The sequence below is a fragment of the Streptomyces sp. NPDC002044 genome, assembly GCF_040296725.1.
GTDB classification, from domain to species: Bacteria; Actinomycetota; Actinomycetes; order Streptomycetales; family Streptomycetaceae; genus Streptomyces; species Streptomyces antarcticus.
This window is the reverse complement of record NZ_JBEOXU010000038.1, coordinates 1-24846: the sequence shown is the minus strand read 5'-3', so window position 1 is coordinate 24846 and position 24846 is coordinate 1. Positions and strand designations below refer to the sequence as shown.

The following is a 24846-nucleotide window of genomic DNA, read 5'->3' as shown; positions in this document are numbered from 1 at the left end:
CTTGCGGAAAATTTCTGCAAGACGAGCCGATCGTTACATCTGTGTGTCCGTACGGTTGCCGCAGCTTGCTGTTAGTTCGAGTCACCTTCGACCCCTCAGGCCCGCAACCAGGGGGCACGTGTACGCGTTGACCCCGATATGACCCACGAGTTGACGGCCGTCCAGCTTGCAAGCGCTTCCAGCAATGCCGACGCGCGGGGCGGCTGGTGGCGCGATGCCGTCATCTACCAGGTGTACGTACGGTCCTTCGCGGACAGTGGCGGCGACGGCGTCGGGGACCTGCGCGGGGTGCGCGAGCGTCTCCCGCACCTGGCCCGGCTCGGGGTCGACGCCGTGTGGCTCACCCCCTTCTACGTCTCCCCCCAGGCCGACGGCGGTTACGACGTCGCCGACTACCGGGCCGTCGACCCGCTCTTCGGTGACCTCGCCGACGCCGACGACCTCGTCCGGGGCGCGCACGCGCTGGGGCTGCGGGTCATCGTGGACGTGGTGCCGAACCACACCTCCGCGGAGCACCCGTGGTTCCGGGCCGCCCTCGCCGGGGACCGGGCCGCCCGCGCCCGGTACCTGTTCCGCCCGGGGCGCGGCGCGGACGGCTCCGAGCCCCCGAACGACTGGGAGTCCGTCTTCGGCGGGCCCGCCTGGACCCGGGTCGCGGACGGGGAGTGGTACCTGCACCTCTTCGCTCCCGAGCAGCCGGACCTGGACTGGGCGCATCCGGAGGTTCCGGCGGAGTTCGCCTCCGTCCTGCGGTTCTGGCTCGACCTGGGGGTCGACGGGTTCCGCGTGGACGTCGCCCACGGCATGGTGAAGGCCCCGGGGCTGCCGGACATCGGCCGCGGCGCCCAGGCCACCCTGATCGGCACCGAGCCGCTCCCCTTCTTCGACCAGGACGGGGTCCACGAGATCCACCGCTCCTGGCGCCGGCTCCTGGACTCCTACGCGGGCGACCGGATCGGGGTCGCCGAGGCGTGGGCCCCGACGTCCGAGCGGCTCGCGCTGTACGTCCGGCCCGACGAGATGCACCAGGCTTTCAACTTCCGCTTCCTGAACTGTCCGTGGGACACCACCGCGATGCGCACCGTGATCGACGAGTCCCTGGCGGCCACCGCCTCGGTGGGTGCTCCGACGACGTGGGTGCTGTCCAATCACGACGTGGTGCGGCACGTGACGCGGTACGGGGGCGGGGAGCGGGGTCTGGCGCGGGCGCGGGCGGCCGCGCTGCTGATGCTGGCGCTGCCCGGGTCGGCGTACGTCTACCAGGGCGAGGAGCTGGGGCTGCCCGAGGTCCTCGACCTGCCCGACGCCTCCCGCCGGGATCCGGCGTTCCACCGGGGCGCCGGGCAGGACGGGCTCCGCGACGGCTGCCGGGTACCGATCCCGTGGTCCGGTACGGAGCCCCCGTACGGTTTCGGGCCGGCCGGGAGCTGGCTGCCGCAGCCCGCCGGCTGGGGCGGGCTCAGCGTCGCGGCGCAGACCGGCGACCCGCACTCCACGCTGGAGCTGTACCGGGCCGCCCTGGAACTGCGCCGGGCGCTGCCGGGTCTGGGGGCGCCGGAGGGCGGGCGGTCCGGGGCGGGCGGCGACTCCGGGGACGCCGGCTGCGACGGGGACTACGGGGAATGGGAGGGCCCGGCCACCGGGATGCTGTGGCTGCCCGCGCCCGAGGGGGTCCTCCTCTTCACCCGGCCCGGGTTCGCCTGCACCCTCAACAGCCGGCCCGTTCCGGTCGAGCTCCCGGCGCCCGGCCGGCCCGTGCTCTCCAGCTCACCGGTGGGTACGGACGGCCGTACGGTGGTGCTGCCCCCGGACTCGTGCACCTGGTGGGCAATGTGACGTGCGACCGGTACAGTCCAATCCCGTGACCGCACGGCTAGCCGACATCGCAGCCCAGGCGGGGGTCAGCGAAGCCACAGTCAGCCGGGTCCTCAACGGCAAGCCCGGTGTGGCCGCAGGCACCCGCGAGTCCGTGCTGGCCGCGCTCGACGTCCTGGGCTACGAACGGCCCGTACGGCTGCGCCAGCGCAGCGCGGGCCTCGTCGGCCTGATAACTCCGGAGCTGGACAACCCCATCTTTCCGGCGCTCGCCCAGGTCATCGGGCAGGCGCTGACGCGGCAGGGGTACACGCCGGTGCTGGCCACGCAGACGCCCGGCGGGTCCACCGAGGACGAGCTGACCGAGATGCTGGTGGACCGCGGGGTCTCGGGGATCATCTTCGTCTCGGGGCTGCACGCCGACACCACGGCCGACATGGGCCGCTACGACCAGCTCCGCGGGCAGGGCGTCCCGTACGTCCTGATCAACGGGTTCTCCGACAAGGTGCGGGCCCCCTTCGTGTCGCCCGACGACCGGGCCGCGATGCAGCTGGCGGTGACGCACCTGGCCGCTCTGGGGCACACCCGGATCGGGCTGGCGGTCGGGCCGAAGCGGTTCGTGCCGGTGCTCCGCAAGATCGAGGGTTTCCGGCTCGGGATGAAGGAGCGCCTCGGGCTCGGGGAGGCGGAGGTCGAGGAGCTGGTGCAGCACTCCCTCTACACGCTGGAGGGCGGCCAGGCCGCCGCGGCCGCGCTGATCTCCCGCGGCTGCACGGCGGTGGTGTGCGCGAGCGACATGATGGCGCTCGGTGCGATCCGGGCGGCCCGGCAGCAGGGGCTGCGGGTGCCGCAGGACGTCTCGGTGGTCGGGTTCGACGACTCCCCCCTCATAGCGTTCACCGATCCGCCGCTGACCACGATCCGCCAGCCCGTGCTGGCGATGGGGCAGGCGGCGGTGCGGACGCTGCTGGAGGAGATCGGCGGTACGCCGGCCCCGCACAGCGAGTTCGTCTTCCTTCCGGAACTGGTGGTGCGCGGCTCCACCGCCTCGGGCCCGGGCCAGCACCGCAGGCCGTAGGGGCGCAGGCCGTAGGGGCGTCGTAGTCCCCAGGGCGGACCGGTGACCACCAAGACCGTCCCGAGGGATGATCGGAGCCGAGATCGCATCTGGCAGACTCTTGGCCCATGGGTGAAGCGAGCGTGACGACACTGGAAACCCGGACGGACGTCCCGGCGCCCAGCGCTGCCGGGGGGCAGGCTCCTCCGGTTCCCGAGCGCACCCTGCTGGAGCGGTTGCGGAGCCCGCGCCGCCCCCGGATCTGGTTCGAGATCCTGCTCATCGCGATCAGCTACTGGACGTACTCGCTGATCCGCAACGCCGTTCCCGAACAGAAGGCGGCGGCCCTGGCCAACGCCGACTGGATCTGGAACGTCGAGCGCGATCTCGGCATCGCCGTGGAGCAGTCCGTCAACCACGCCGTGAACTCGGTGACGTGGCTGATCGTGGGCATGAACTACTACTACGCGACGCTGCACTTCGTGGTGACCATCGGTGTGCTGGTGTGGATCTACCGTTTCCATCCCGGGCGTTACGCGGCCACCCGCATGGTCCTCTTCGCCACCACGGGCGTGGCCCTGGTCGGCTACTTCTTCTACCCGCTCGCGCCTCCCCGGCTGATGAACGGGCAGGACTTCATCGACACCGTGCTGGTCCACCACACCTGGGGCTCGATGGCCTCGGGGGACCTCAAGCACATGTCGAACCAGTACGCGGCGATGCCGTCCATGCACATAGGGTGGTCGCTCTGGTGCGGGCTGACGATCTTCGCGGTCGCCGCCGCCCCCTGGGCCCGGATCCTGGGCCTGCTCTACCCGACGGCGACCCTCGTCGTGATCGTGGCCACCGCCAACCACTTCTGGCTGGACGCCGTGGGCGGCCTGCTCTGCCTGGCCTTCGGCTACGCCGTCTCCCGCTCCTGGTACGGCGCCCTGCCGCACCGGCTGCCCCGCCACCCCGAGCACACCGACCGGCACCCGGCGGCGGCGGCGCTGCTGCACCGGTTCGGGCGCGCTTAGGGCGTCTCGTGCCGATCCTGCCGGGCCCGGCAGGCCGGCTCCTTCCCGGTCACACCTCCGCCGCGCGGTGGGTGGTCCGTCCCCCGGACATGGTGAGGCGTACGGGGGCCTCGGCCAGTTCGTCCACCCCGGCGGTGACCGGGTCGAGGGCGAAGGCCGTCAGGTCGGCCCGGCAGCCGGGCGCGATCCGGCCCGCCACCCGCTGTTCCCCCGCCGCGAGCGCGGCGTGCGAGGTCAGTCCTTCCAGCGCCATGAGCCCGGTCAGGGCGGGGCCCGCGGCGGCCGCGCCGAGGGGGCTGCGGGCGGTCACCAGGATCTGGCGGGCGTCGTAGTGGGCGATGGGCCAGTCCGAGCCGAGCGCGAGGACCGCGCCGGCGTCCCGCAGGTCCCGGCAGCGCCAGGCGTGCGAGGCCCGCTCCTCCCCCAGCCGCTTCGACCACTCGTCGGTGTGGTCGGCCCGGGTGTACGCGGTGTGCGGCGGCTGCATGGAGGCGATCACGCCGAGTTCCGCGAACCGGGCCAGCTGGTCGTCGGGGACGGTCTCGATGTGCTCGATCCGGTGCCGCGACCGGGCCGGTGCGCCGAGCGCGGCCACGGTGTCCAGGACGTGCCGGACGGCGGCGTCGCCGATGGCGTGGGTCGCGGTGCGGACGCCGGCGGCGTCCAGGACCCGTACGGCGCGGGCGTAGGCCGCGGGGTCGGGCCAGAAGGCCTCGGTGCCCTGGCCGTGGCAGTCGGCGTGATCGAGCCAGGCGGTGCCGCCCTCGACGGTGCCGTCCATGAAGAACTTCACGCCGCCGATCCGCCAGTGGCGGCCCGCGGTGCCCTGGAGGGCGATGAGTTCCGCGAGGTCGGCGTCGTCCGCGCCGGGCATGCACCAGGGGGCCAGGTTGAGGCGCAGCGGCAGGTCGCCCTCGTACTCGACGGTGGCGAGGAGGGCCGGTACGTCGCCGTCGCCGAGGTCCATGACGTGCGCGCCGGTGAGGCCGGTGGCGGCCATGGAACCGAGCAGCTCGACGAGCCGGGTCCGGCGCTCGCCGTGCGAGGGCTTGGGGACGAGGTTGCCGACGAGGGCCATCGCGGCGTGCTCGACGAGGTGGCCGGTGGGGCGGCCGTCGGCGTTGCAGACGATCTCGGAACGCTGGGCGAAGGTGCGGGGGCCGGTGATCCCGGCGGCGGTCAGGGCGGCGCCGGAGACGAGGGCGGAGTGGCCGTCGTAGAGGCGCAGGAAGGCGGGGGCTCCGGCGAGGGCCTCCTCGATCAGTGCCCGGTCGACGGGGAGCCCGCCGAAGGCGTTGTGGTCGAGCCCGTGGCCGGTGACCCAGCCGCCGGGGCCCCGGCCGGCGGTGCGCAGGGCGGCCCGGAGCTGGTCGGGGTCGCGGACGGCGGAGAGGTCGGTGCCTTCCGCCATCTCGATGCCCCAGACGGGGTGGCTGTGGGCGTCGGTGAGGCCGGGGGTGAGGGTGGCGCCGTGGAGGTCGATCACCTCGGTGGCGGGGCCGAGCCAGTCGCGTACGTCCGTCGCGTCGCCGACGGCCGTGATCTCGCCGCCGCGGACGGCTACCGCGCGGGCTTCGGGGCGGCCGGGGTCGAGGGTGCGGACGCGGGCTCCGGTGAGGACGGTGTCGGCAGCGGGCACGGCGTTTCTTCTCCTTGGGTGGCGGGGACGGCTTCGGGTTCCGCTGCGAAGCGGGCGTACACCTCGGGGCGGCGGGTCCCCAGCCACTGGGCGAGGGCGAGGCCGGCGAGGAAGACGGCGGGGACCAGGGTGACGAGGACGGTGTTGACGGTGGTGGAGGCCGCGGTGAACAGGCCGACCTTGGAGACGACCAGGCAGATCGCCACGGCGAGCAGCACGGCGGCCGTGACGGGGGCGACGGCCGTCCGCCAGGGTCCCTCGTCGTGGGGGACCCGCCGGAAGTAGACGGGTACGGCGATGGCGGTGAGCAGCATCAGGGCCATGAGGGCGATCATGCCCGGCGTGTTCACCCAGAGCAGCAGTTGCCGGTACGGGTCGGCTCCGGCGAGGGCGAAGGCCAGGACGATGGCCGCGCCGAGGACGGTCTGGACGAGGCCGGCGAGGTACGGGGAGCCGTGGCGGGGGTGGACGCGGCCGAGGGCGGCGGGCAGGACGCCCTCCTCGGAGAGGGCGAGCGCGTAGCGGTTGATGGCGTTGTGGAAGGCCAGGAGGGAGGCGAGGACGCTGGTGACGATGAAGACGTGCATCAGGTCCGCCGCCCAGGGGCCGACGTAGGTGGTGATCGCGGCGAAGAAGAGGCCGCCGGGGTCCTCGGCGGCGGCGGCGACCACGTCCTCGGCGCCGATTGCCTGGATGACGGTCCAGACGACGAAGGCGTAGAAGAGGCCGAGGAAGGCGACGGCGATGTAGGTGGCGCGCGGGACGGTGCGGTCGGGGTCGCGGGCCTCGCGGCGGTAGATGACGGTCGACTCGAAGCCGGTGAAGGCGGCGAACGCGAAGGCCAGTACGGCGGCGGTGCCGGGCACGAGGACCGCGCCGGGGGCGAAGGAGCCGGCGGAGAGGCCGTGGGCGCCGCCTTTGAGGAGGACTCCGGCGGCGAGCAGGACGAGGATCCCGGTCTCGGCGACGAGCAGCAGTCCGAGCAGCTTGGCGCCGAAGTCGATGGAACGGTAGCCGCCGTACCAGACGAGCAGGAGGCCGGCGAGGGAGACGGGCAGCCAGGGGACGTCGAGGCCGCCGAGGGCGTGGGCGGTGTCGGCGGTGGTGGTGCCGAGGAGGCCGTAGACGCCGATCTCCATGCCGTTGTAGCCGATGAGGGCGAGCAGGGCGGCGCCGATGCCCACGCGCTTGCCGAGGCCGCGGGTGATGAAGGCGTAGAAGGCGCCGCCGTTGCGGACGTGGCGGCCCATGGTGGTGAAGCCGACGGCGAAGACGGCGAGGGTGAGGCCGGCGAGGAGGTAGCCGGCGGGGGCGCCGATGCCGCCGAGGAGGATCGCGACGGGGGCGACGCCGGCCATGACGGTGAGCGGGGCGGCGGCGGAGACGACGAAGAAGGAGATGTCGGCGGTCCCGAGGGCGCCCGTGCGGAGGGCGCCGGGGGCGGAGGCGGGGGCGCCGGGGGTGCGGCCGGGTCCGGCTCCGGGTTCCGGTCCGGGTCCGGGACCGGCGGTTCTGGACACTGGTGGCTCTGGCGTTTCAGGCATGCGCACTGCACCCTTCTGCGAACGGCAGGCGGCGGGAGGACAAAACCTAAAGGCTTTCGGTTCGCGGCAATGCAGCCTCCGGTTTCGGCGTACGGGAAGACCTCACGGTGGGAGAAACCGATGGCACGGCCGCGCACCCCCCTCCTCGACCGGGAGCGGATCGCCGCGACCGCACTGCAACTGGTCGCGGAACAGGGGGAATTCAGCGTTCCGCAGATCGCCCGCGCGCTCGGCGTGCAGACCGCCTCGCTGTATCACCACGTGGACGGCCGGGCGGGCGTCGTGGAGCTGGTGCGCGAGCTGGTCAGCGAGGGGATCGCCGGCGAGGCTCTCGCCCTGACCCCCTGGGACCGGGCCCTGGAGGAGTGGGCGCGCTCCTACCGGGCCGCCTTCGCCGCCTACCCGCGGGCGATCCCGCTGCTGATGACCACGCCCGTACGGGCCCCCCGGGTGCTCGCGCACTACGAGCACGCGGTGGAACTGCTGCTGGCCGCCGGATTCCCCGTGGAACGGGTCATGCCGCTGCTCACCGGCCTGGAGAACCTGGTCCTGGGCTCGGCGCTCGACCTGGCCGCCCCGGAGGCCATGTGGGAGCCGACGCCCCAGACCCCGCTGCTGGCCGGGGCCCTGGCCGCGGGCGGCCCCGGGCGCGCGGACGCCGCCTTCGACCTGGCCCTGGCGGGCTTCCTCGCGTACGCGCGTGCCCTGCTGGGCGGAACGGAGACAGGACCGGCCTAGGGTCGTCGTCCAACTCGCTCCTGCCGTGCGGACGTACGCAACGGCCGCGACGACACCCCCGCGCGCTCAAGTCGGCGACGGCCAGGGCTCGTTGCCGTCGGGACCATCAGGTAGATTCCGACAAAATGTTTTCCATTCCGACGGGGCTGACGTGTTAGAGCTGACGGGGAGCGGGGCCGGGCCGCTGGAGGCGGGGGATCCCCGCCGGATCGGGTCGATCCCGCTGGCGGGCCGGCTCGGGGCGGGCGGGATGGGGCGGGTGTACCTCGGTGTGCGGGACGGCAGGTACGTCGCCGTCAAGCAGCTGCTGGCCTCGGTCGTCGGCGAGGACGAGGACTTCGTACGCCGCTTCGGCCACGAGCTGGACAACCTGGCCCGCCTGCCCGAGGGAGCGACGGCGCCGCTGCTCGACAGCGACCGCACGGCCCGGCCGCCGTGGTTCGCCACCGCGTACGTCCCCGGGATCACCCTGAAGGAGGCCGTCGATCTGCACCGCGGCCCGCTGCCCGCCCACGCCCTGTGGCTGCTCCTGCGGGAGGCGGCCGCGAGCCTCGCCGCGGTGCACGCGCTCGGCATGGTGCACCGGGACCTGAAGCCGTCCAACGTCATGCTGACCCTCGACGGCCTCACCCTGATCGACTTCGGTGTCGCCCGGGTCGCCGAGCAGAGCCAGCTGACCAGGACCGGCATGGTGGTGGGGACGCCCGCCTACATGGCACCGGAGCAGGCCTCGGGCAAGCGGCGGCTGAGCGGCGCCACCGACGTGTTCGCGCTGGGGTCGGTCCTCGCGTACGCGGCGTGCGGGCAGCCCCCGTTCGGCGACGAGTCGGGGCACGGCGTGCTGTACCGGATCGTCCACGAGCAGCCCGACCTGGATCCGCTGCGGGAGCTGGAGCCGGCGCTCGCCGACCTCGTGGCGACCTGCCTCGACAAGGACCCCGGAAACCGTCCCACCGCCGCCGGACTGCTGGAACGGGCCTCGCGGCTGGGCCCGTTCGCCACCCCGTTGTGGCCGGCGGCCATCACCGAGCGGCTGTCCGAGCGGGCCGCGTTCGCCGCGGACGTGCGGGAGGCCGACGTGCCGACGCTCCCGCTGGCCGCGGGGGCGCCTGAGGCGGGAGCGACGTCGGGGCCCGCGCCCGCACCCGAGGCGGCGGCCGGGCCCGTGACCGCCCGGGAGCGGCCGGAGCGCAGCCGCCGTACCCGCGTGTTCCTGGCCGTCGTACCGGTCGTCGTGGTCGCCGGCGGTACGACGCTCGCCCTCCAGCTCCTGCCGCACACGACCGAGCTGCGGTCCGGACCGCAGGGCACCGCGCCCGCCTCGGCACCCGCCGATCCGGCGGCGGCGACGGCCGCCGGCAGCCCGTCGGGGGCGGTTCCCCCGGGGCAGTCCCCGGCGGGGGCCCCGCCGGGGGATCCCGTACCGGACGGCGGTCAGGGCGGCGCGGGGACGAGCGCCGGCCCGGGCACCGCCCAGCCCCCGGCCGCCGGGGCCGCAGGCGGCGCCGGCACGAGCGCCGGCGCGGGGAACGGGGGCGGCGGCAACGGCGCCGGGAACTCCGGCACCCCCGGCGTCCCGCCGGGCGGCGGCAACCCCCCGCCCGCCAGCGCCCCGGCGCCCAAGCCCACCGGCGGCGGCGTGAAGCCGACGACCGCCCCGCCCCCCGCGTCCGGCACCCACAGCTACCGCAACGGCAACAACGGCCGGTGCATCACCCAGGTCTTCGGCTCCTCGGACCACGGCAGCTGCTCGGACTCCACCGCCCGCTGGACCGTGAAGGGCGCGTCGGGCGGCGCCTTCAAGCTGGCCAACGCCCAGACCGGCCAGTGCCTGTACTCGAACGGGCTGAACCAGGCCGTCTTCGTCGGCGACTGCGCCCAGGACATCGGCCGGCTGTGGCGTTCGGGCGCGGGCGGCACCCTGGTGAGCGGCCTCGGCGGGGGCTGCCTCGACCTGGGCATGAGCAGCGGCCTGGTCACGGCGAACTGCGGCGGCCAGGCCTCACAACGCTGGACGAGCCAGGGCTGACCCGAGGACCACCGGCACCACCGTCCCCTGCTCCGGGGCCCTGTTCACCGGGTCTGGCTTTCCGCGTTCCGGTGGACTGAACGGCGGTCGGGCACGACGTCAAACCCTTTCAACAACCTAGGGAAATGACCTCTCCCAACCAAACCCCGCTTCGCTCACTCGGTCGGGTGAACGAAGCCAACGTGGGTGGCGCATATGCCAGTTCGGGGTGCAGGCTCAGCCTCGACAACCCCAGACATGCGAACGGCCCCCGAACGGGACTGCAATCCCGCCGAGGGCCTCACCGCTCAGGAAGTAAGGGTCTTCCCGTGGCTGAACAGCAGCTTAGCGCGCCCCCGCGCGCTCCGTACGGCATTCCGAGGCCCGGTGTCATGCACGAGAAAGACCGCCACCCCGAGCGTTACGTCACGATCGGCAACCATCTCGCCCAGCACCGCGAGTTGAGCCTGACGGCGATCGGCCTGTCCGCCCACATCCAGTCCCTGCCCACCGGTGCCGACGTCTCCATCAAGGCCCTGGCGCGGCGCTTCTCGGAGGGCGAGACCCGCATCGCCGCCGCGCTGCGCGAGCTGGAGGCGCACGGCTACCTGTCCCGCACCCGGGAGCGACTGCCGTCCGGGCAGGTCGTCACCCGCACGGTGTCGTACAACAACCCGCCCGCCGCGCGGCTGAGGAAGGCGGAGGCCGCCCTCGGCCGGGGCCCCGGCCGGGAGTCGGCGCCGAGCGCGTCCCCGTCCACACCGCCGCCACCGCCGGGCCCGGTTCCGGCTTTGGCGGCTGTGGCCGCGGCTCCGCCCGCCGCGGGCCCGGCCGCCGTCCCGGCCCCTGACGCGGAACCCGAAGCGGAGCCCGAACCAGCGCCCCCGGCGGCGCACCCCCGGGCCCGGAGCGGGCCCCGCCCGGCCTTCGGGCCGGTTCCCGCCGAGCACCGGGAGGGGGCCGAGCTGCTCGTCCGGCTGCGGCTGCGGGACCCCCGGCTGCTGCTCTCGGAGCGCGACGTGGCACGGCTCGCGCCCGCCGTGACCGTCTGGCTGGAGCGCGGCGTGACCCCGGCCGCCGTCAGCGGCACCCTGGCGGGCTGCCTCCCGGCGGAGCCGATCCGTTCGCCCGCCGGGCTGCTGGCGCACCGGCTCGCGGAGCTGCGGCCGCCCCACCTGGCGCGGCACGCGCCGGGCCCCCGGCATCCGGACCGGGTGGTCCAGCCGTTCCAGACCTGCGACGGCTGCGACCGCGCGTTCCGCGGCGCGTCTCCGGGCCACTGCCCGGGCTGCACCGCCTCAGCGGCGCAAACGGCCGAAGCGGCGCAAGCGGCCGAGTCCGCCCGGGCCGCCGAGTCCGCCGGAGCCGACGCGGCCTTCCCGGCGCCGACGGCGGCGGCCTGACCCCGGCGGGCGTCCGGGGGCGCCCGTCAGCCGCTGTAGAACAGCTCGTCCACGACCGCCCGCGCCCGGCGGGTGATGCGCCGGTAGTCGTCCAGCATCTCGCCGGCCGTCCCCTCGGCGTAGCCCAGGTAGCGGCCCACCGCCCCCAGTTCGCGGGCCTCCGTGGGGAAGGTGTCCCCCGCGCGGCCGCGGACCAGCATCACGGCGTTGCGGACGCGGGTGGCCAGCACCCACGCCTCGTCGAGGATCTGCGCCTCCTCGGTGGGGATCAGCCCGGCCGCGTGGGCGGCGGCCAGCGCGTCACGGGTGCGGGTGGTGCGCAGGCCCGGTTCGGCCCAGGCGTGCCGCATCTGGATCAGCTGGACGGTCCACTCGACGTCGCTGAGGCCGCCGCGGCCGAGCTTGGTGTGCAGGGTCGAGTCGGCGCCGCGCGGCATCCGCTCCGACTCCATGCGGGCCTTGAGCCGGCGGATCTCCCGTACGGCGTCCTCCCCGAGGCCCTCCACCGGGTAGCGCAGCGGGTCGATCAGCTCGATGAAGCGGCGGCCCAGCTCCTCGTCGCCCGCGACGGGCTGGGCGCGCAGCAGAGCCTGGCTCTCCCAGGTCAGGGACCAGCGGCGGTAGTAGGCGGCGTACGAGGCGATGGTGCGGACCAGCGGCCCGGAGCGGCCTTCGGGGCGCAGGTCGGCGTCGATGAGCAGCGGCGGGTCCGCGGTGGGGAGCTGGAGCAGCCTGCGCATCTCGGAGATGACGGTCTGGGCGGCCTTCGCGGCCTCCTGCTCGTCGACGCCCGCGCGGGGTTCGTGGACGAACAGGACGTCGGCGTCGGAGCCGTAGCCGAGCTCGTGGCCGCCGAAGCGGCCGACGCCGATGACGGCGAAGCGGGTGGGGAGGGTGTCTCCCCAGTGGTCCTGGACGGCGGCGCGCAGGGCGCCGGCGATGGTCGCGGCCGTCAGGTCGGAGACGGCGCCGCCGACCCGGTCGACGAGGGCTCCGTGGTCCTCTTCGGCCGGTTTGTCCTCCGTACCGTACGAGCCGATGATGTCGGCGGCCGTGGTGCGGAACAGCTCGCGGCGCCGGACCCCGCGGGCGGCGGCGACCCCGGCCTCGGGGGTCGCGGCCCGGCCGACGGCGGCGAGCACCTCCTGCTCCAGGGCCTCGTGCGTACGGGGCTGGAGGCCCTCGTGGTCGCCGAGCAGGGCGACGGCCTCGGGCGCGCGCAGCAGCAGGTCGGGCGCGAGGCGGCCGGCGGACAGGACCCGGGCGAGGTTCTCGGCGGCGGCGCCCTCGTCGCGCAGCAGCCGCAGGTACCAGGGGGTCTTGCCGAGGGCGTCGGAGACCTTGCGGAAGTTCAGCAGGCCCGCGTCCGGGTCGGCGGAGTCGGCGAACCAGCCCAGCATCACGGGCAGCAGGGTGCGCTGGATGGCGGCCTTGCGGGTGACGCCGGAGGAGAGGGCCTCCAGGTGGCGCAGGGCCGCGACCGGGTCGGCGTACCCGAGGGCTTCGAGGCGCTGGCCGGCGGCGCGCGGGGAGAGCCGGGTCTCGCCGGGGGTGAGCTGGGCGACGGCGTCCAGCAGCGGCCGGTAGAACAGCTTCTCGTGCAGGCGGCGGACCACGGAGGCGTGCCGGCGCCACGCCTTGTTCAGCTCGGCGACGGGTTCGGTGCGCAGGCCCATGGAGCGGCCCAGGCGCCGCAGGTCGGCCTCGTCCTCGGGGACGAGGTGGGTGCGGCGCAGCCGGTAGAGCTGGATGCGGTGTTCCATGGCGCGCAGGAAGCGGTACGCGTCGTTCAGCTGGGCGGCGTCGGCGCGGCCGACGTAGCCGCCGGCGGCGAGGGCGTGCAGGGCGTCGAGGGTGGAGCCGGAGTGCAGGGTGGCGTCGCTGCGGCCGTGCACGAGCTGGAGCAGCTGGACGGCGAACTCGACGTCGCGCAGGCCGCCGGGGCCGAGCTTGAGCTCGCGGTCGACCTGGGCGGCGGGGATGTTGTCGACGACGCGGCGGCGCATCTTCTGGACGTCGGGGACGAAGTTCTCGCGTTCGGCGGCCTGCCAGACGAGGGGGCTTATGGCCTCGATGTACTCGGCGCCGAGCGTCTCGTCGCCGGCGACGGCGCGCGCCTTCAGGAGGGCCTGGAACTCCCAGGTCTTGGCCCAGCGCTGGTAGTAGGCGAGGTGGGAGGCGAGCGTGCGGACGAGCGGTCCGTTCCGGCCCTCGGGGCGGAGGTTGGCGTCGACGGGCCAGATGGTGCCCTCGACGGTGGTCTCGGAGCAGATCCGCATGAGGTGGGAGGCGAGGCGGGTGGCGGCCTGGACGGCCTTGCCCTCGTCGGCGCCGTCGGCGCTGTCCCCGACGAAGATGACGTCGACGTCGGAGACGTAGTTCAGCTCGTTGCCGCCGCACTTGCCCATCGCGATGACGGCGAGCCGGCACCGGGCCGCGTCCTCGGGGGCGGCCGCGGAGGCGATGCGCAGGGCCGCGCGGAGGGTGGCGGTGGCGAGGTCGGCCAGCTCGGCGGCGGTCTGGGCGACGTCGGTGGTGCCGCACACGTCGCGGGCGGCGATCGACAGCAGGCAGCGGCGGTAGGAGACGCGCAGCTGGACGGGGTCGTGGGCGTCGGCCAGGCCCTGCTCGAACTCGGGCAGCCCGGGGTGCAGGTCGGCGGCCTCGTACGTGACGAGCGACCGCCAGTCGCGGGGGTGGCGGGCGAGGTGGTCGCCGAGCGCCTCGGAGGCGCCGAGCACGCCGAGGAGACGGTCGCGGAGCGGCTTGGCGCTGACGAGGGTGTCGAGGAGGACGGGCCGGTCCTCCTCGGTCTGCGCCTCCGCGAGCCGGACCAGCCCGAGGAGGGCGAGGTCGGGGTCGGCGGTCGCGCCGAGGGCGTCGAGGAGGACCGGATCGGTCCGTACGGAGGCCAGCGCGTCGGCGTCGAGGAGCCGGGCCGCGGTGGAGGGGTCGGTGAAACCGCTGCGCAGCAGCCTGATGAAGGTGCTGCTCCTGCGTCCCGGGACTGTCATCCCGTGGCCTCCCGCGGTCGTCGCCGCCACTGCCCTGGCGTGCCTGTCGTGCCGGTTGTCCCTGGGGGGAGCCTATCCGGAGCAGGCGTTCGACTCACCGACTCGCCGACTCGCCGACTCACGCGGGGCGACACGGGGCGGCACCCGGTCATCCCGCGAGGTGCCGGGCGGGGCCGGGGGCCGGGGCGGCCCGTGGGGGCCACGCGGCCCCTGGGGGCCGCCGGGGACGGGGCCGCCGGAGGACGGGGCCGCCGCCGGGGCCCGGGGGGCGTCGCCGGGAGTTGTCCCAGAGTTCCGCGGACGGCCGCGGGAAGCGCACCTCGGACGGCCGGTCGTCTCGCAAGGTTTCCCGAACAGCCGCAGCCAACAGGGCTGGCGGCGAACCAAGTTCCCGATATCGGCCTCTCCCTTACTGCCGGCGGTTGCCCCCGCCCGGACCGAACCCGAGGCGTGACCATGCCGAATCCGAGGCCGACCCCGAGGCGGACACCGATGCCGAGCCCGAATCCGAGCCCGATACCCGGGCCACGGCAGATGCCCGAGCCCGGCCGGATACCCGGGCCGAGGCCGGAGCCGGTGCCCGCGCCGGGGACAGGGCCCGTACCCCGGTCGGGGCCGGAGCCCGCAGCCGGGACCGCACCGGCGCCCGGGCCGCAGCCCGCAGACACACCCGGGTCAGGTTCCGGGCCCGAGCCCGGGGCGACGCCCGCCCCCGGGGTGGTGTCCGTAGCCCGGGCGGTGTCCGTAGCCCGGGCGGTGTCCGTAGCCCGGGCGGGGCTCGGGCGGGCGGCCTCGGGCGGGGCCCGGTCGCGGGGCCCCGTACGCCGGCGCGTCCGGCTCGGCGTGGTGCTCCTCGCGCTCACCGCCGGCGCCACCGAGGTCCTCTCCGTGGCGTCCGGCCGGCAGACACCGGCCGGGGCCGCCCAGGAGCGGGGCCCGGCCGCGCTCCCCGCCAGCACCACGGGCGGCTCGGTCGTCCAGATCGTCGCCCACCCCGACGACGACCTGTTCTTCATGAACCCCGACCTGAGCCGTTCCCTGCTGGCCGGCACCCCGGTGACCACCGCGTACCTCACCTCCGGGGAGTCCGACGGCCGCAACGCGGCGAACGGCAGGCACCTCAAGGACCCCGAACAGCCCGCCGACCGCGCCCACTACGCGGAAGCCCGGCAGAACGGCATCCGTGCCGCGTACGCCCAGATGGCCACCGGCGACCGCACCGGCACGTGGCGCCGTACGGTCGTGCCCACCGACGGCGGCGGCCGGGCCGAGATCGACGTCCTCATCGCGAAACCGCAGGTCAACCTGGTGTGGCTGCAACTGCGCGAGGCCCGCAGCCCCACCGGGGACAACCCCGACAGCCTGCGCGGCCTGTGGGACGGCCGGATACCGGCGCTGGGATCCCAGCTCGCCTCCGGCACGCCCGTCCGGGAGCCGTCCGTGTACACGAAGGACCAGGCGGTGCGGGCGATAGCCGGGGTCCTGGAGCGGTACCGGCCGACGACGATACGGATGCAGGACCCGACCCCGGGCCGGTATCCGGAGACCGGCCGCTACACCGACCACCAGGACCACATGTACGGGGCGCGCTTCGCGCAGGCCGCGGCCGCCGCGTACGCGCAGCGGGTGCGGGACCGCCCGGCGTTCACGGTCCAGAACTACCTCGGCTACCACAACGGCACTCTCCCGCACGCGCTGGACCCGCAGACGGCCGCGACGAAGACCGGCTTCCTGAAGACGTACGCCTGGCTGGACCGCGAGAACCACTGCGGCAGCCCCTCCGGGTGCGGCGACCGCAAGGTCGCGGGCAGCCCCACCGGGCGCGACTGGGCCCAGTCGCTGCGCTACACCCGCGCCGACCACACCTCCTGGCTGACCGAGGGCACGCCGGGCCGCCTGTGGGCGTTCGCCACCCTGGACGGCCGGACCGCGTACTGGACCCGGTCCCCCGGCGGCGCGTGGGCCGGGCCCGTCCTCCTCCCGGGCACCGGCATCGACCCCGGGGCCACGAGCGTCCGGCTGCCCGGCGGCCGGATCGCGGTCCTGGCCACCCGTACGGACCTCGGCGCGGGCCCGGCCGGCTACCGGCGCGAGGTCGTGTACGCCGACCAGTCCGCCCCCGACGGGCCGTTCGGGCCGTGGCGCTCGCTCGGCACCCCCGAGACCGCCGACGAGGACGGCACCTCGGCGATCAGCGCGCCCGCGGCGGCCGTGGACGCCGACGGCCGCCTCACGGTCTACCTCCGCGACGCGGACCGCACCCTGCGCGCCACCGCCCAGCAGCCGGACGGCGGCTTCTCGCCGTGGCGGCGCCTGGGCGGCCGCGACCTCCAGGGCGATCCGGTGGCGGTGGCCGACTCCGCCGGGCGGCTCCACGTGTACGCCACCACCGCCACCTCCGTCACCGCCTGGACGCGGCGCACCCCGGACTCACCCCTGTCCGGCCCGTTCCCGACGGGCCTGCCCGCGACGACGGTCCCGCTGTCGGCGGCCCCGGACGGCGCGGGCGTCCGGCTCTACTTCCGCCGCCCCGACTCGGGGGTCGTCCGCAGCGCCCTGGTCACGGCGGGCCCGGCGGCGCCGCGGGTCTCCCACCTCGCGGAGGCCGGCGGGCGGGCCGGGTACGGCGCGGTGGGCGTGGCGGGCCGCCACCTGGCGGGCCGCGCCGGCACAGGCACGGCCGCCGGCACGGACCCCGGCGGCCCGCCGGCCTGGGCGGAGTCCCGGCTGCTGTACGCGGGCGCCCCGGCCGCGGTCCTGGAACCCACCGGCGCCACGACGACGGCGGTCCTCGGCCTGGACGCCCGCCTGCACGTCACGACGACCCCCGCGGGCCGCTCCCCCACCCCGCCCGCCTGGCATCCGGCGACCGGCTGAAGCGGGGGCCGGCCGCGGTCTCGGGCTCAGGCCACCAGGTCCGCGTACAGGATGATGTTGTCGGGGCGGTGGCCGTCGGTGAGGGCTCCGCCGCAGGTGATCACGCGGAGTTCGGGCCGGGCGGTGTCGCCGTAGACCTTCTCGGTCGGGAACGTCTTCTTGTCGACCTGCTCCACCTCGCGCACACGGAACTCGGCCTTCCGGCCGTCGGCGCGCTCCACCTCGACGACGTCGCCCGTGTGGACCCGGGCCACGTCCTTGAGCACCGCCGGGCCGCGCACGGTGTCGAAGTGCCCGATGAGGACGGCCGGTCCGGTCTCGCCGGGGGCCGGGCCCTTGCCGTACCAGCCGATGCGGTCGGCCTCGGGTACCGCGGGCACCTCCACGGATCCGTCGGCGTTGAGGCCGAGTTCGAGCACGGGGCCCGTGTCGACGCCCGCCGCGGGGATGCGTACGCGGACCGGCTCCGAGCGCGGCAGGGGCGCGGCGGCCGCCTCCGGTGCGGGGCGGCTGTCGGCCCGTACGTTCGGATCGGGCGCCGCGGACGTGCCGGGGGCGGACGGGCCGGCGGCGGGCGCGGCCTGCGGGGCGCAGGCCGCCGCGGTGGAGGCGGCGGTGACGGCGAGCAGAAGGGCGGCGACGGCACGGGCGGACCTGGCGGCACGGGTGCCAGGGGCGGGGCGGGTGTTACGGGCGGGGCGGGTGTTACGGGCGGGGCGGATACGCGGCATACGGGAACTCCCGCGGGAGGGGCGGAAGACCGCACCCCGCGGAGGGGGTGCGGCGTCGGCGGCGACGGGTGGGGCGGTGCTGCTGTGAACAATGTACGGATCTTGATTGCGGGAACGGTCCCCTCCCTGTCCCAGCCCTGTGACAGCCCCCCGCTCACCGGGCCGGCCGGCCCGGGGCCGACGCCCCCGGGCCGGTGAAACGCCTACGGGCCGGCGGTCGTCGACCGTCGGCCCGTAGGGGTGGAGCGTGCCCGGTGGGGTGCCGGGCTGCCGTTACAGCACCGGCATCATCTTGCGGAGTTCGAAGGCCGTGACCTCGCTCCGGTATTCCTCCCACTCCTGCTTCTTGTTGCGCAGGAAGAAGTCGAAGACGTGCTCGCCCAGGGTTTCCGCGACCAGTTCGCTGCGCTCCATCAGGGAGATGGCCTCCCCGAGGTTTTGCGGGAGGGGTTCGATGCCCATCGCGCGGCGTTCCGCGTCCGAGAGGGCCCAGACGTCGTCGTCGGCGCCCGCCGGGAGTTCGTAGCCCTCCTCGATGCCCTTCAGGCCGGCCGCCAGGAGGACGGCGTACGTCAGGTACGGGTTGGCGCCCGAGTCGATCGAGCGGACTTCCACGCGGGAGGAGCCCGTCTTGCCCGGCTTGTACATCGGGACGCGGATCAGGGCCGAGCGGTTGTTGTGGCCCCAGCAGATGTACGAGGGGGCCTCGCCGCCGGAGCCTGCGGTGCGGGAGGAGCCGCCCCAGATGCGCTTGTAGGAGTTGACCCACTGGTTGGTCACCGCGGCCGTCTCGGCGGCGTGCCGCAGCAGGCCCGCGATGAAGGAGCGGCCGACCTTGGAGAGCTGGTACTCGGCGCCCGACTCGTAGAACGCATTGCGGTCGCCCTCGAAGAGGGACAGGTGCGTGTGCATGCCCGAGCCCGGGTACTCCGAGAAGGGCTTCGGCATGAACGTGGCCTGGACGCCCTGCTCCAGGGCGACCTGCTTCATGACCAGGCGGAAGGTCATGATGTTGTCGGCCGTGGACAGCGCGTCCGCGTAGCGCAGGTCGATCTCCTGCTGGCCCGGGGCGCCCTCGTGGTGGCTGAACTCCACCGAGATGCCCATCGATTCGAGCATCGTGATCGCCTGGCGGCGGAAGTCCATGCCCACGTTCTGCGGAGTGTGGTCGAAATAGCCGGAGTTGTCAGCCGGGACCGGGCGGGAGCCGTCCAGCGGCTTGTCCTTCAGCAGGAAGAACTCGATCTCCGGGTGGGTGTAGAAGGTGAAGCCCAGGTCGGAGGTCTTGGCCAGGATGCGCTTGAGGACGTAGCGCGGGTCCGCGAAGGACGGCGAGCCGTCCGGCATGAGGATGTCGCAGAACATCCGGGCGGTCCCGGGGGCCTCCGCGCGCCACGGCAGTATCTGGAAGGTGCTCGGGTCCGGCTTGGCGATCATGTCGGACTCGTAGACCCGGGCGAAGCCCTCGATCGCGGAGCCGTCGAAACCGATGCCCTCGTCGAAGGCCTGCTCCAGTTCGGCCGGGGCGACCGCGACGGACTTCAGAAAGCCCAGTACATCGGTGAACCACAGGCGCACGAAGCGGATGTCGCGCTCCTCGAGCGTCCGGAGGACGAATTCCTGCTGCTTGTCCATGCCTTCATCCTCGCAGTTCAGACGGCCTGTGCACCACCGCCCCGGGGGCCGGGGGCACAGAGGGGCCGGCCCAGTATCGCCAGCGGTGGTTTCCGCCACATTACGCACCCGCCAAAGCCCGCGGCACCCCCGCACTGACCGTGGAGCCGTCATGAGCATTACCATCTGCGCCCATGGGGGGCCGGGAGCACACGCGGGCGGGGCGTCAGGTACGCCCCGTCCCTCGGCGTGCCTTCCTCCTGACGGCCCTGGGCCTGCTCGTCGGCGCGCTGTTCCTGTGCGCGCGCCCCGGTGAGGTGTCCGTCCCCGGGGCGGCGCCGGAGCACGGGACGCACGCCGTCTGCACCTCCCCGTACGAGCTGCCCGGCTGCTCGCCCCTCGCGCACGTCGTCCCGGCCGTACTGCCCGTGCCCCCGCCCGCCGTCGTCCTGCACGCCGGCGGGCCGCCCGCCGCGCCCGCGGCGGCCGCGCGGGGGCTGGTCAGGCCGCCGCGGGCGCTGGCGCGCGCCCCCGACCTGCATGCCCTCCAAGTGCTGCGGACCTGACGGGTCCGGTTTTCGCGTCCACCCACCCCCCTCAGCAGAAGGAACCAGGGCACACCATGGCCAGCCAGCCCCGCAGGTCCGACCGGACCTCAGAGAACCAGTCCCGCCAGGCGCGCATAGCCCAGATGCGCCGGGCCGACAAAGCGCGCGACCGGCGCAACAAGGCCATCGCGATCACCGCCTCCGCCGTCGTCGTCGTCGGACTCGTCGGCTTCGGATCGTGGGTGCTGATCGACCGGCAGGAGGCGCAGCAGCGCGCGCAGGACAAGGCCGCCGCCGCCCGCAAGGCGCCGGTCGACGGCGAGCAGACCTGGGAGGCCAAGAACCTCGGCCGCAACCACGTCGAGACCCCGGTGAAGTACGAAATGAACCCGCCGGTGGGCGGCGACCACCACCCCCGCTGGATGAACTGCAACGGCGACGTCTACAAGAACCCGCTGCCCGAGGTGAACGCCGTGCACTCGCTGGAGCACGGCGCGGTCTGGGTGACGTACAACGAGAAGGCCGCCCAGGGCGACGTGGACAAGCTCGCCGGGACGGTGGCCAAAACCCCGTACACGCTGATGAGCCCGGTCAAGGAGCAGGCCGGCGCGATCATGCTCAGCGCGTGGGGCAAGCAGCTCACGGTGGAGAAGGCGGACGACCCCCGGGTCGCGCAGTTCTTCACCAAGTACGTGCAGGGCCCGCAGACCCCCGAGCCCGGCGCCGCCTGCACGAGCGGGCTGGCGGACAAGTGAGCCGTACGCCGCGCACGTACTGGGCGGCCGGCACCGCCGTCCTGCTCGCGCTGCTGTTCGCGGCGGCGGCCACGGTGGCCGCCGCGAGCGGTGACCCGGATCCGGCGGACCGTACGCCGGCGCTGCACTCGGCGGACGCCGGTTTCGCCCGGGACATGGCGGTGCACCACCAGCAGGCGGTGGAGATGTCCTTCGTCGTCCGGGACCGCACCCAGGACGAGGCGGTGCGCAGCCTCGCCTACGACATCGCCAACACGCAGGCCAACCAGCGGGGCATGCTCCTGGGCTGGCTCGACCTGTGGGGGCTGCCGAAGGTGGTGGCGGGCGAGCCGCCGATGAGCTGGATGGCGCCGTCCGAGGGCTCGGACGGGCACGACCGGCACGGCGGAAGCGACGCCGGGGGCACCGGGGACGCCGCGGGCGGCAGCGGCGGGCACGCGGCGGCCAAGCCCGGCGCCCTGATGTCCGGCATGGCCACGAAGGAGGAGATCGCGCGGCTGGGCGCCGCCTCGGGGCGGGACGCCGAGGTGCTCTACCTCCAGCTGATGACCGACCACCACGTGGGCGGCGTCGCGATGGCCCGGGGGTGCGCCGAGCAGTGCGTGACCCCGGCCGAGCGGGACCTGGCCCGGGGCATGGTCGAGGCACAGCAGTCCGAGCTCACCCTGATGGCGGACATGCTGAAGCAGCGCGGGGCCGCGCCGCGCGGGTGACGGGACACGCCCGTACGGTGAGGAGAGGGCGTCCTGCCCCCCGTACGGGCGTACGCGCGCACACCGCACACCGCCCCCGGGGGTGCCCGGGCGGGCGCGCCCGCGCCCGGCCGGTCACGCGCCCAGCGGCGCACTCAGGAGGTACGCGATGACCACCGCCGGAGAGATCATGCACCCCGGGGCCCAGTGGATCCCCGCCACCGAGACCCTGGACCGGGCCGCTCAGCTGATGGACCGGCTGGGCGTGGGCGCGCTGCCCATCAGCGACACGGAACAGCGGCTCTGCGGCATCCTGACCGACCGCGACATCGTGGTCGGCTGTGTGGCCCTGGGCCACGACCCGGCGAAGGTGACCGCGGGCGACATGGCCAAGGGCACCCCGCGCTGGATCGACTCGGGCGCCGACGTCTCCGAGGTGCTGGAGGAGATGCAGAGCCACCAGATCAAGCGGCTGCCGGTGATCGAGGACAAGAAGCTGGTCGGCATGATCAGCGAGGCCGATCTGGCCAGGCACCTGAGCGACGCGCAGATCGCGGGCTGGGCGGAGAAGGTCTACGCCCGCGGCTGAGCGGCGGCGTACCGGACCGCCCGGGCCACCTGGTCCGGGCGGTCCAGCATGACCAGGTGCCCCGACGGCTCGGCGACCTCGAAGCGGGCGCCGATCCGGTCGGCGAGCGCTGCCTGCCGGGACAGCCAGCCGAGCGCGCCCCGGCCCGCGGAGCCGTCGTGGCCGACGAGCACGGTGGCGGGCGCGGTCAGCGGGTGCGCTGCGCGCAGGGCGGGGAGTTCGGCGGCCATGTCCCGGTAGCGGGAGTTCTCCAGCAGGGCCCCGCGCCACACGCGGCCGGTGCGATAGCAGCGGCGTACGAGGTCCCGCGCGGCCGGGTCGCCGCCGCCGGTACGCGAGAGCCGTACGGTGGCCCGCCGGGCGGCGGGCCCCAGCGCGGCGGGCAGTCCGGCGGCGGTCACGGCCCGGCCGAGCACGCGGGCGGCGCCGGTGCGCAGGGCGGCGGGCAGCACGGTGCGGGGGTCCTCCTCGACGCTGGCGTCGACCAGCACCAGGGCCGCGGTACGGGCGGGGTGGAGCCGGGCGAACGCCTCGGCGTGGAACCCGGCGAGGGAGTGCCCGACGACGGTGACGGGGCCGGGCAGGTCCAGCGCGTCCAGCAGGGCGGCGATCCGGTGGGCCTCCCCGGCGGCGGTCGGCGCGGTGCGCGCCGGGCCGCTCAGGCCGTGCCCGGGGCGGTCGAAGCGGACGACGGTGCGGCCTGCGGCGGCCAGCGGGGCGGCGACCGGGTCCCAGTCGAACCAGGCCATGGCGAGGCCGGCGCTGAGCACGCAGACGGGTCCCCGGCCCTCGACGACCACGTGCAGCGGGACCCCGTCCACCCGGACGAAGCGGCCGTTTCGCGCGGGGCCGCTCACGTGCGGCGCTCCTGGTGGACGGAGTACGCGAGCAGTCCCAGCCAGAGGGCCACCAGCAGCACCTGGAGGCGCTGTCCGGCGCCGAGGGCCCAGGTCCCGTGCCCGGCGGTGAACATCGCGATGGAGGTCAGGGTCCAGGCGGTGGCGAGCAGTTCGAGGGCGACGAGCGCCGGCCCGTAGCGGGCGAGCGGGGCGAACCAGCCGTAGCGGCGCGCGGCGACGGTGAGGGCGACGATCCCGGCGAGGGCGCCGCACATGGCGAGGCTGCTGCTGATGGCGTGGGCCTGATGGGTGGCGGGGACCAGCCCGGCGGTCTCGCGGGCGGCGCACTCGGGGTCGACGGTGGGCGTGCAGCTCAGCGGCAGCCAGGCGTCGGCGGCGGTGGCCGCGCCGAACAGGGTGATCCCGGCCCAGCCGACGACGGCCCACGGGCGGCGGGACTCCGCGTACCGCACCAGCCGGAGCAGGGCGAGCAGGCCGCCGGCGAACGCGAGCAGGCCGGCGACGAAGTCGGTGGCCCGGAAGAGGCCGCCGAGCGGCTGGTTCTGGGCGGCCAGCTCGCTGACGTAGGTCTCGATGGGGTTGAGACCGGTGGAGAGGACGACTTCGAGGACCCACGCGGTGTAGGCCGCGGCGCCGAGTCCGATGAGCAGGGCGACCGGCCAGGCGGTCCGCCGAGAGAGGCCGTGTGGGGGCATCGTGTGACTGATTCCTCTGCAGACGCGGGGTCGGTCGGTCCTATGACCGGATACCCACCCCGGGCAGGGTTCCGATCATGAAGCGTGGAGCCCGGCGAGCCGCCCCCTGGCGCCGCCTGCTGCTGCTCGCCTCGCTGCTGCTCGGCATCGTCACCATGCACACCCTGGGTCATCCGGCTGAGTCCCACGTCATGGAAGACGGCCCCGCGGCCCACTCCGTTGCCCCGGCGGCCCCATCCGGCCCGTCCGGCCACCGTGAGCCTCACCACTCCGAGCCGGCGCCTGGGCCCTGGCCCGCCGCGGTGTCCCGGCCGGCCGGGACGGACCGGCGCTGACCGCGGGGGCGTTGAAGGCCGCCGGGTCCGTCGCGCCGGCTCCGCGTCAGCCGGACCGCACGGTGCAGATCCGGCTGACGGGCTCCACGAACCGGTACGACCGGGCCTTCGACGGCAAGCCGTACACACCGGACCGGCGGCACCCGGTGACGGCGGGCGAGCGGGTCCGGCCGGAGTTCAACGACTCCACAACGATGTGGCACCCGGTGCACCCGCACGGCCACCCCTTCGCCCTGGGCGGCGGGGCGGGCGGAGCCCGCAAGGACACGGCGATCGTCCTGCCGCGCGGGTGGCTGACGGTGGACCTCGACGCGGACAACCCGGGGCTGTGGATGATGCATTGCCACAACGCCCACCACTTCGAGTCCGGATGATGACGGTGCTCGGCCACCAGCTCTGACGCCGGCCGTACGGTACCGGTCCGGCTCCCGCCGGGCCGCTGCCGTACGGAAATCACCCGGACGCGGCGCGGCGGCGTGGGACTCTTACCGAGATCACGACAGCCGCGACAGAAGGACGCCTCCGCCGGTATGAGCACTCCGCCGAATCCGCCCAGCAACCCGACCGGCCCGGCGACGGAGCCGGACGGTACGCCGATACCCGAGGCCGCCTCGATACCGGCACCGCCCGCGCGGACGCTGTCGTTCGACAAGACCCCGTCCCGGGAGCAGGCCCCGGCCGCGCCCGGAACCCCGGCGGACGCCGCCCCGGCCGGCACCCCCGCCCCGGACGACGCCCCCTCCGAAGCCCCGGACGACGCCCTCGCCGCACCGCCCGCACCCTGCGCACCGCACGCCCAGGACGCGCCGCCCGCCCAGGCTCAGGCACTCGACGGGAGTGCTGCGGTCCACCCCCCGCGGGTCGAAGGACACCATGTCGTACTGGGCGCGGACCGGCGCCGGGTAGCCGATGC

At 74.8% G+C, this 24846-nt stretch carries 20 protein-coding genes and 1 pseudogene; 14 read left to right on the top strand and 7 right to left on the bottom strand.

The window, feature by feature from the left end; all coding sequences use genetic code 11:
• Positions 1 to 138: 138 nt before the first annotated feature.
• From ABT106_RS12915 to ABT106_RS12905, 3 genes are all read left to right on the top strand, one after another.
• Positions 139 to 1836 carry a glycoside hydrolase family 13 protein gene (locus ABT106_RS12915; RefSeq protein WP_351275965.1) on the top strand — a complete coding sequence of 566 codons (1698 nt, stop codon included), beginning with the start codon at positions 139 to 141 and terminating at the stop codon, positions 1834 to 1836.
• A gap of 25 nt (positions 1837 to 1861) precedes the next feature.
• Entirely contained in the window at positions 1862 to 2893 is a 1032-nt protein-coding gene (locus ABT106_RS12910) for a LacI family DNA-binding transcriptional regulator (RefSeq protein ID WP_351275963.1), read from the top strand.
• A 107-nt stretch (positions 2894 to 3000) separates the two neighbouring features.
• Positions 3001 to 3891 carry a phosphatase PAP2 family protein gene (locus tag ABT106_RS12905; protein WP_351275961.1) on the top strand — a complete coding sequence of 297 codons (891 nt, stop codon included), beginning with the start codon at positions 3001 to 3003 and terminating at the stop codon, positions 3889 to 3891.
• 49 nt (positions 3892 to 3940) lie between these two features.
• Here ABT106_RS12905 and ABT106_RS12900 read toward each other — a convergent pair whose 3' ends face one another.
• Together ABT106_RS12900 and ABT106_RS12895 are read right to left on the bottom strand one after the other, a co-directional pair.
• Entirely contained in the window at positions 3941 to 5530 is a 1590-nt protein-coding gene (locus tag ABT106_RS12900) for an amidohydrolase (RefSeq protein ID WP_351275959.1), read from the bottom strand.
• Positions 5452 to 7074, bottom strand: coding sequence for an APC family permease (locus tag ABT106_RS12895; protein WP_351275957.1), 1623 nt, complete (start codon positions 7072 to 7074; stop codon positions 5452 to 5454). The genes ABT106_RS12900 and ABT106_RS12895 overlap by 79 nt, the downstream gene beginning before the upstream one ends.
• A 120-nt stretch (positions 7075 to 7194) precedes the next feature.
• Between ABT106_RS12895 and ABT106_RS12890 the strand changes: the two genes are divergently transcribed.
• From ABT106_RS12890 to ABT106_RS12880, 3 genes are all read left to right on the top strand, one after another.
• Entirely contained in the window at positions 7195 to 7812 is a 618-nt protein-coding gene (locus tag ABT106_RS12890; protein WP_351275955.1) for a TetR/AcrR family transcriptional regulator, read from the top strand.
• A gap of 151 nt (positions 7813 to 7963) precedes the next feature.
• Positions 7964 to 9841, top strand: coding sequence for a serine/threonine-protein kinase (locus ABT106_RS12885; RefSeq protein ID WP_351275953.1), 1878 nt, complete (start codon positions 7964 to 7966; stop codon positions 9839 to 9841).
• Between the two features lie 371 nt (positions 9842 to 10212).
• Positions 10213 to 11223, top strand: coding sequence for a helix-turn-helix domain-containing protein (locus ABT106_RS12880; protein ID WP_351275951.1), 1011 nt, complete (start codon positions 10213 to 10215; stop codon positions 11221 to 11223).
• Between the two features lie 26 nt (positions 11224 to 11249).
• On the opposite strand, the gene ABT106_RS12875 is transcribed toward ABT106_RS12880, so the two are convergent.
• Positions 11250 to 14237: a bifunctional [glutamine synthetase] adenylyltransferase/[glutamine synthetase]-adenylyl-L-tyrosine phosphorylase gene (locus tag ABT106_RS12875; RefSeq protein ID WP_351275949.1), complete on the bottom strand. Its 2988-nt coding sequence runs from the start codon at positions 14235 to 14237 to the stop codon at positions 11250 to 11252.
• Positions 14238 to 14993: 756 nt separating this feature from the next.
• On the opposite strand from ABT106_RS12875, the gene ABT106_RS12870 reads away from it, so the two are divergent.
• Positions 14994 to 17114, top strand: coding sequence for a PIG-L family deacetylase (locus tag ABT106_RS12870; RefSeq protein ID WP_351275947.1), 2121 nt, complete (start codon positions 14994 to 14996; stop codon positions 17112 to 17114).
• 26 nt (positions 17115 to 17140) lie between these two features.
• Here the strand turns inward: ABT106_RS12870 and ABT106_RS12865 are convergent, their stop codons facing one another.
• On the bottom strand, positions 17141 to 17845 hold the full coding sequence (locus tag ABT106_RS12865; RefSeq protein ID WP_351275945.1) for a class F sortase: 705 nt from the start codon (positions 17843 to 17845) through the stop codon (positions 17141 to 17143).
• A 273-nt stretch (positions 17846 to 18118) separates the two neighbouring features.
• Positions 18119 to 19480 carry a gamma-glutamylpolyamine synthetase GlnA2 gene (gene glnA2, locus ABT106_RS12860; RefSeq protein ID WP_073914665.1) on the bottom strand — a complete coding sequence of 454 codons (1362 nt, stop codon included), beginning with the start codon at positions 19478 to 19480 and terminating at the stop codon, positions 18119 to 18121.
• Between the two features lie 173 nt (positions 19481 to 19653).
• On the opposite strand from glnA2, the gene ABT106_RS12855 reads away from it, so the two are divergent.
• From ABT106_RS12855 to ABT106_RS12840, 4 genes are all read left to right on the top strand, one after another.
• Positions 19654 to 20025: a hypothetical protein gene (locus tag ABT106_RS12855; RefSeq protein WP_351275943.1), complete on the top strand. Its 372-nt coding sequence runs from the start codon at positions 19654 to 19656 to the stop codon at positions 20023 to 20025.
• Between the two features lie 56 nt (positions 20026 to 20081).
• A complete protein-coding gene (locus ABT106_RS12850; protein WP_351275941.1) occupies positions 20082 to 20762 on the top strand; it encodes a thioredoxin-like domain-containing protein in 681 nt (226 codons plus the stop codon).
• Positions 20759 to 21475, top strand: coding sequence for a DUF305 domain-containing protein (locus ABT106_RS12845; protein WP_351275939.1), 717 nt, complete (start codon positions 20759 to 20761; stop codon positions 21473 to 21475). Before ABT106_RS12850 ends, ABT106_RS12845 begins: the two co-directional genes overlap by 4 nt.
• Positions 21476 to 21623: 148 nt before the next feature.
• Complete coding sequence (locus ABT106_RS12840; RefSeq protein WP_351275937.1) at positions 21624 to 22043, top strand: CBS domain-containing protein; 420 nt, start codon at positions 21624 to 21626, stop codon at positions 22041 to 22043.
• Here the strand turns inward: ABT106_RS12840 and ABT106_RS12835 are convergent.
• Together ABT106_RS12835 and ABT106_RS12830 are read right to left on the bottom strand one after the other, a co-directional pair.
• The gene (locus tag ABT106_RS12835) at positions 22028 to 22900 is read right to left on the bottom strand and encodes an alpha/beta fold hydrolase (RefSeq protein ID WP_351275935.1); all 873 of its coding nucleotides are present in this window, start codon (positions 22898 to 22900) and stop codon (positions 22028 to 22030) included. The two genes, ABT106_RS12840 and ABT106_RS12835, sit on opposite strands and share 16 nt — an antisense overlap.
• Positions 22897 to 23598 (bottom strand): DUF998 domain-containing protein, encoded by a 702-nt coding sequence (locus tag ABT106_RS12830; RefSeq protein WP_351275933.1) that lies wholly within the window; start codon positions 23596 to 23598, stop codon positions 22897 to 22899. The genes ABT106_RS12835 and ABT106_RS12830 overlap by 4 nt, the downstream gene beginning before the upstream one ends.
• Before the next feature lie 77 nt (positions 23599 to 23675).
• Here ABT106_RS12830 and ABT106_RS12825 point away from each other — a divergent pair, with 77 nt between their 5' ends.
• The 3 genes and pseudogenes from ABT106_RS12825 to ABT106_RS12815 all read left to right on the top strand — a co-directional run.
• Complete coding sequence (locus ABT106_RS12825; protein ID WP_351275931.1) at positions 23676 to 23933, top strand: hypothetical protein; 258 nt, start codon at positions 23676 to 23678, stop codon at positions 23931 to 23933.
• A 62-nt stretch (positions 23934 to 23995) separates the two neighbouring features.
• A complete protein-coding gene (locus ABT106_RS12820; protein WP_502979336.1) occupies positions 23996 to 24307 on the top strand; it encodes a multicopper oxidase domain-containing protein in 312 nt (103 codons plus the stop codon).
• A gap of 156 nt (positions 24308 to 24463) precedes the next feature.
• Positions 24464 to 24846, top strand: a pseudogene (locus ABT106_RS12815) (hypothetical protein); the annotation flags it as partial.

Excerpts from the sequence above, each read along its gene's own strand:
- ABT106_RS12890 (WP_351275955.1), top strand. The coding sequence starts at position 7,195 with ATGGCACGGCCGCGCACCCCCCTCCTCGACCGGGAGCGGATCGCCGCG.
- ABT106_RS12825 (WP_351275931.1), top strand. The coding sequence starts at position 23,676 with ATGAAGCGTGGAGCCCGGCGAGCCGCCCCCTGGCGCCGCCTGCTGCTG.
- ABT106_RS12855 (WP_351275943.1), top strand. The coding sequence starts at position 19,654 with ATGGGGGGCCGGGAGCACACGCGGGCGGGGCGTCAGGTACGCCCCGTC.
- glnA2 (WP_073914665.1), bottom strand. The coding sequence starts at position 19,480 with ATGGACAAGCAGCAGGAATTCGTCCTCCGGACGCTCGAGGAGCGCGAC.
- ABT106_RS12875 (WP_351275949.1), bottom strand. The coding sequence starts at position 14,237 with ATGACAGTCCCGGGACGCAGGAGCAGCACCTTCATCAGGCTGCTGCGC.
- ABT106_RS12895 (WP_351275957.1), bottom strand. The coding sequence starts at position 7,074 with ATGCCTGAAACGCCAGAGCCACCAGTGTCCAGAACCGCCGGTCCCGGA.
- ABT106_RS12880 (WP_351275951.1), top strand. The coding sequence starts at position 10,213 with ATGCACGAGAAAGACCGCCACCCCGAGCGTTACGTCACGATCGGCAAC.
- ABT106_RS12905 (WP_351275961.1), top strand. The coding sequence starts at position 3,001 with ATGGGTGAAGCGAGCGTGACGACACTGGAAACCCGGACGGACGTCCCG.
- ABT106_RS12850 (WP_351275941.1), top strand. The coding sequence starts at position 20,082 with ATGGCCAGCCAGCCCCGCAGGTCCGACCGGACCTCAGAGAACCAGTCC.
- ABT106_RS12865 (WP_351275945.1), bottom strand. The coding sequence starts at position 17,845 with ATGCCGCGTATCCGCCCCGCCCGTAACACCCGCCCCGCCCGTAACACC.
- ABT106_RS12840 (WP_351275937.1), top strand. The coding sequence starts at position 21,624 with ATGACCACCGCCGGAGAGATCATGCACCCCGGGGCCCAGTGGATCCCC.
- ABT106_RS12830 (WP_351275933.1), bottom strand. The coding sequence starts at position 23,598 with ATGCCCCCACACGGCCTCTCTCGGCGGACCGCCTGGCCGGTCGCCCTG.
- ABT106_RS12915 (WP_351275965.1), top strand. The coding sequence starts at position 139 with ATGACCCACGAGTTGACGGCCGTCCAGCTTGCAAGCGCTTCCAGCAAT.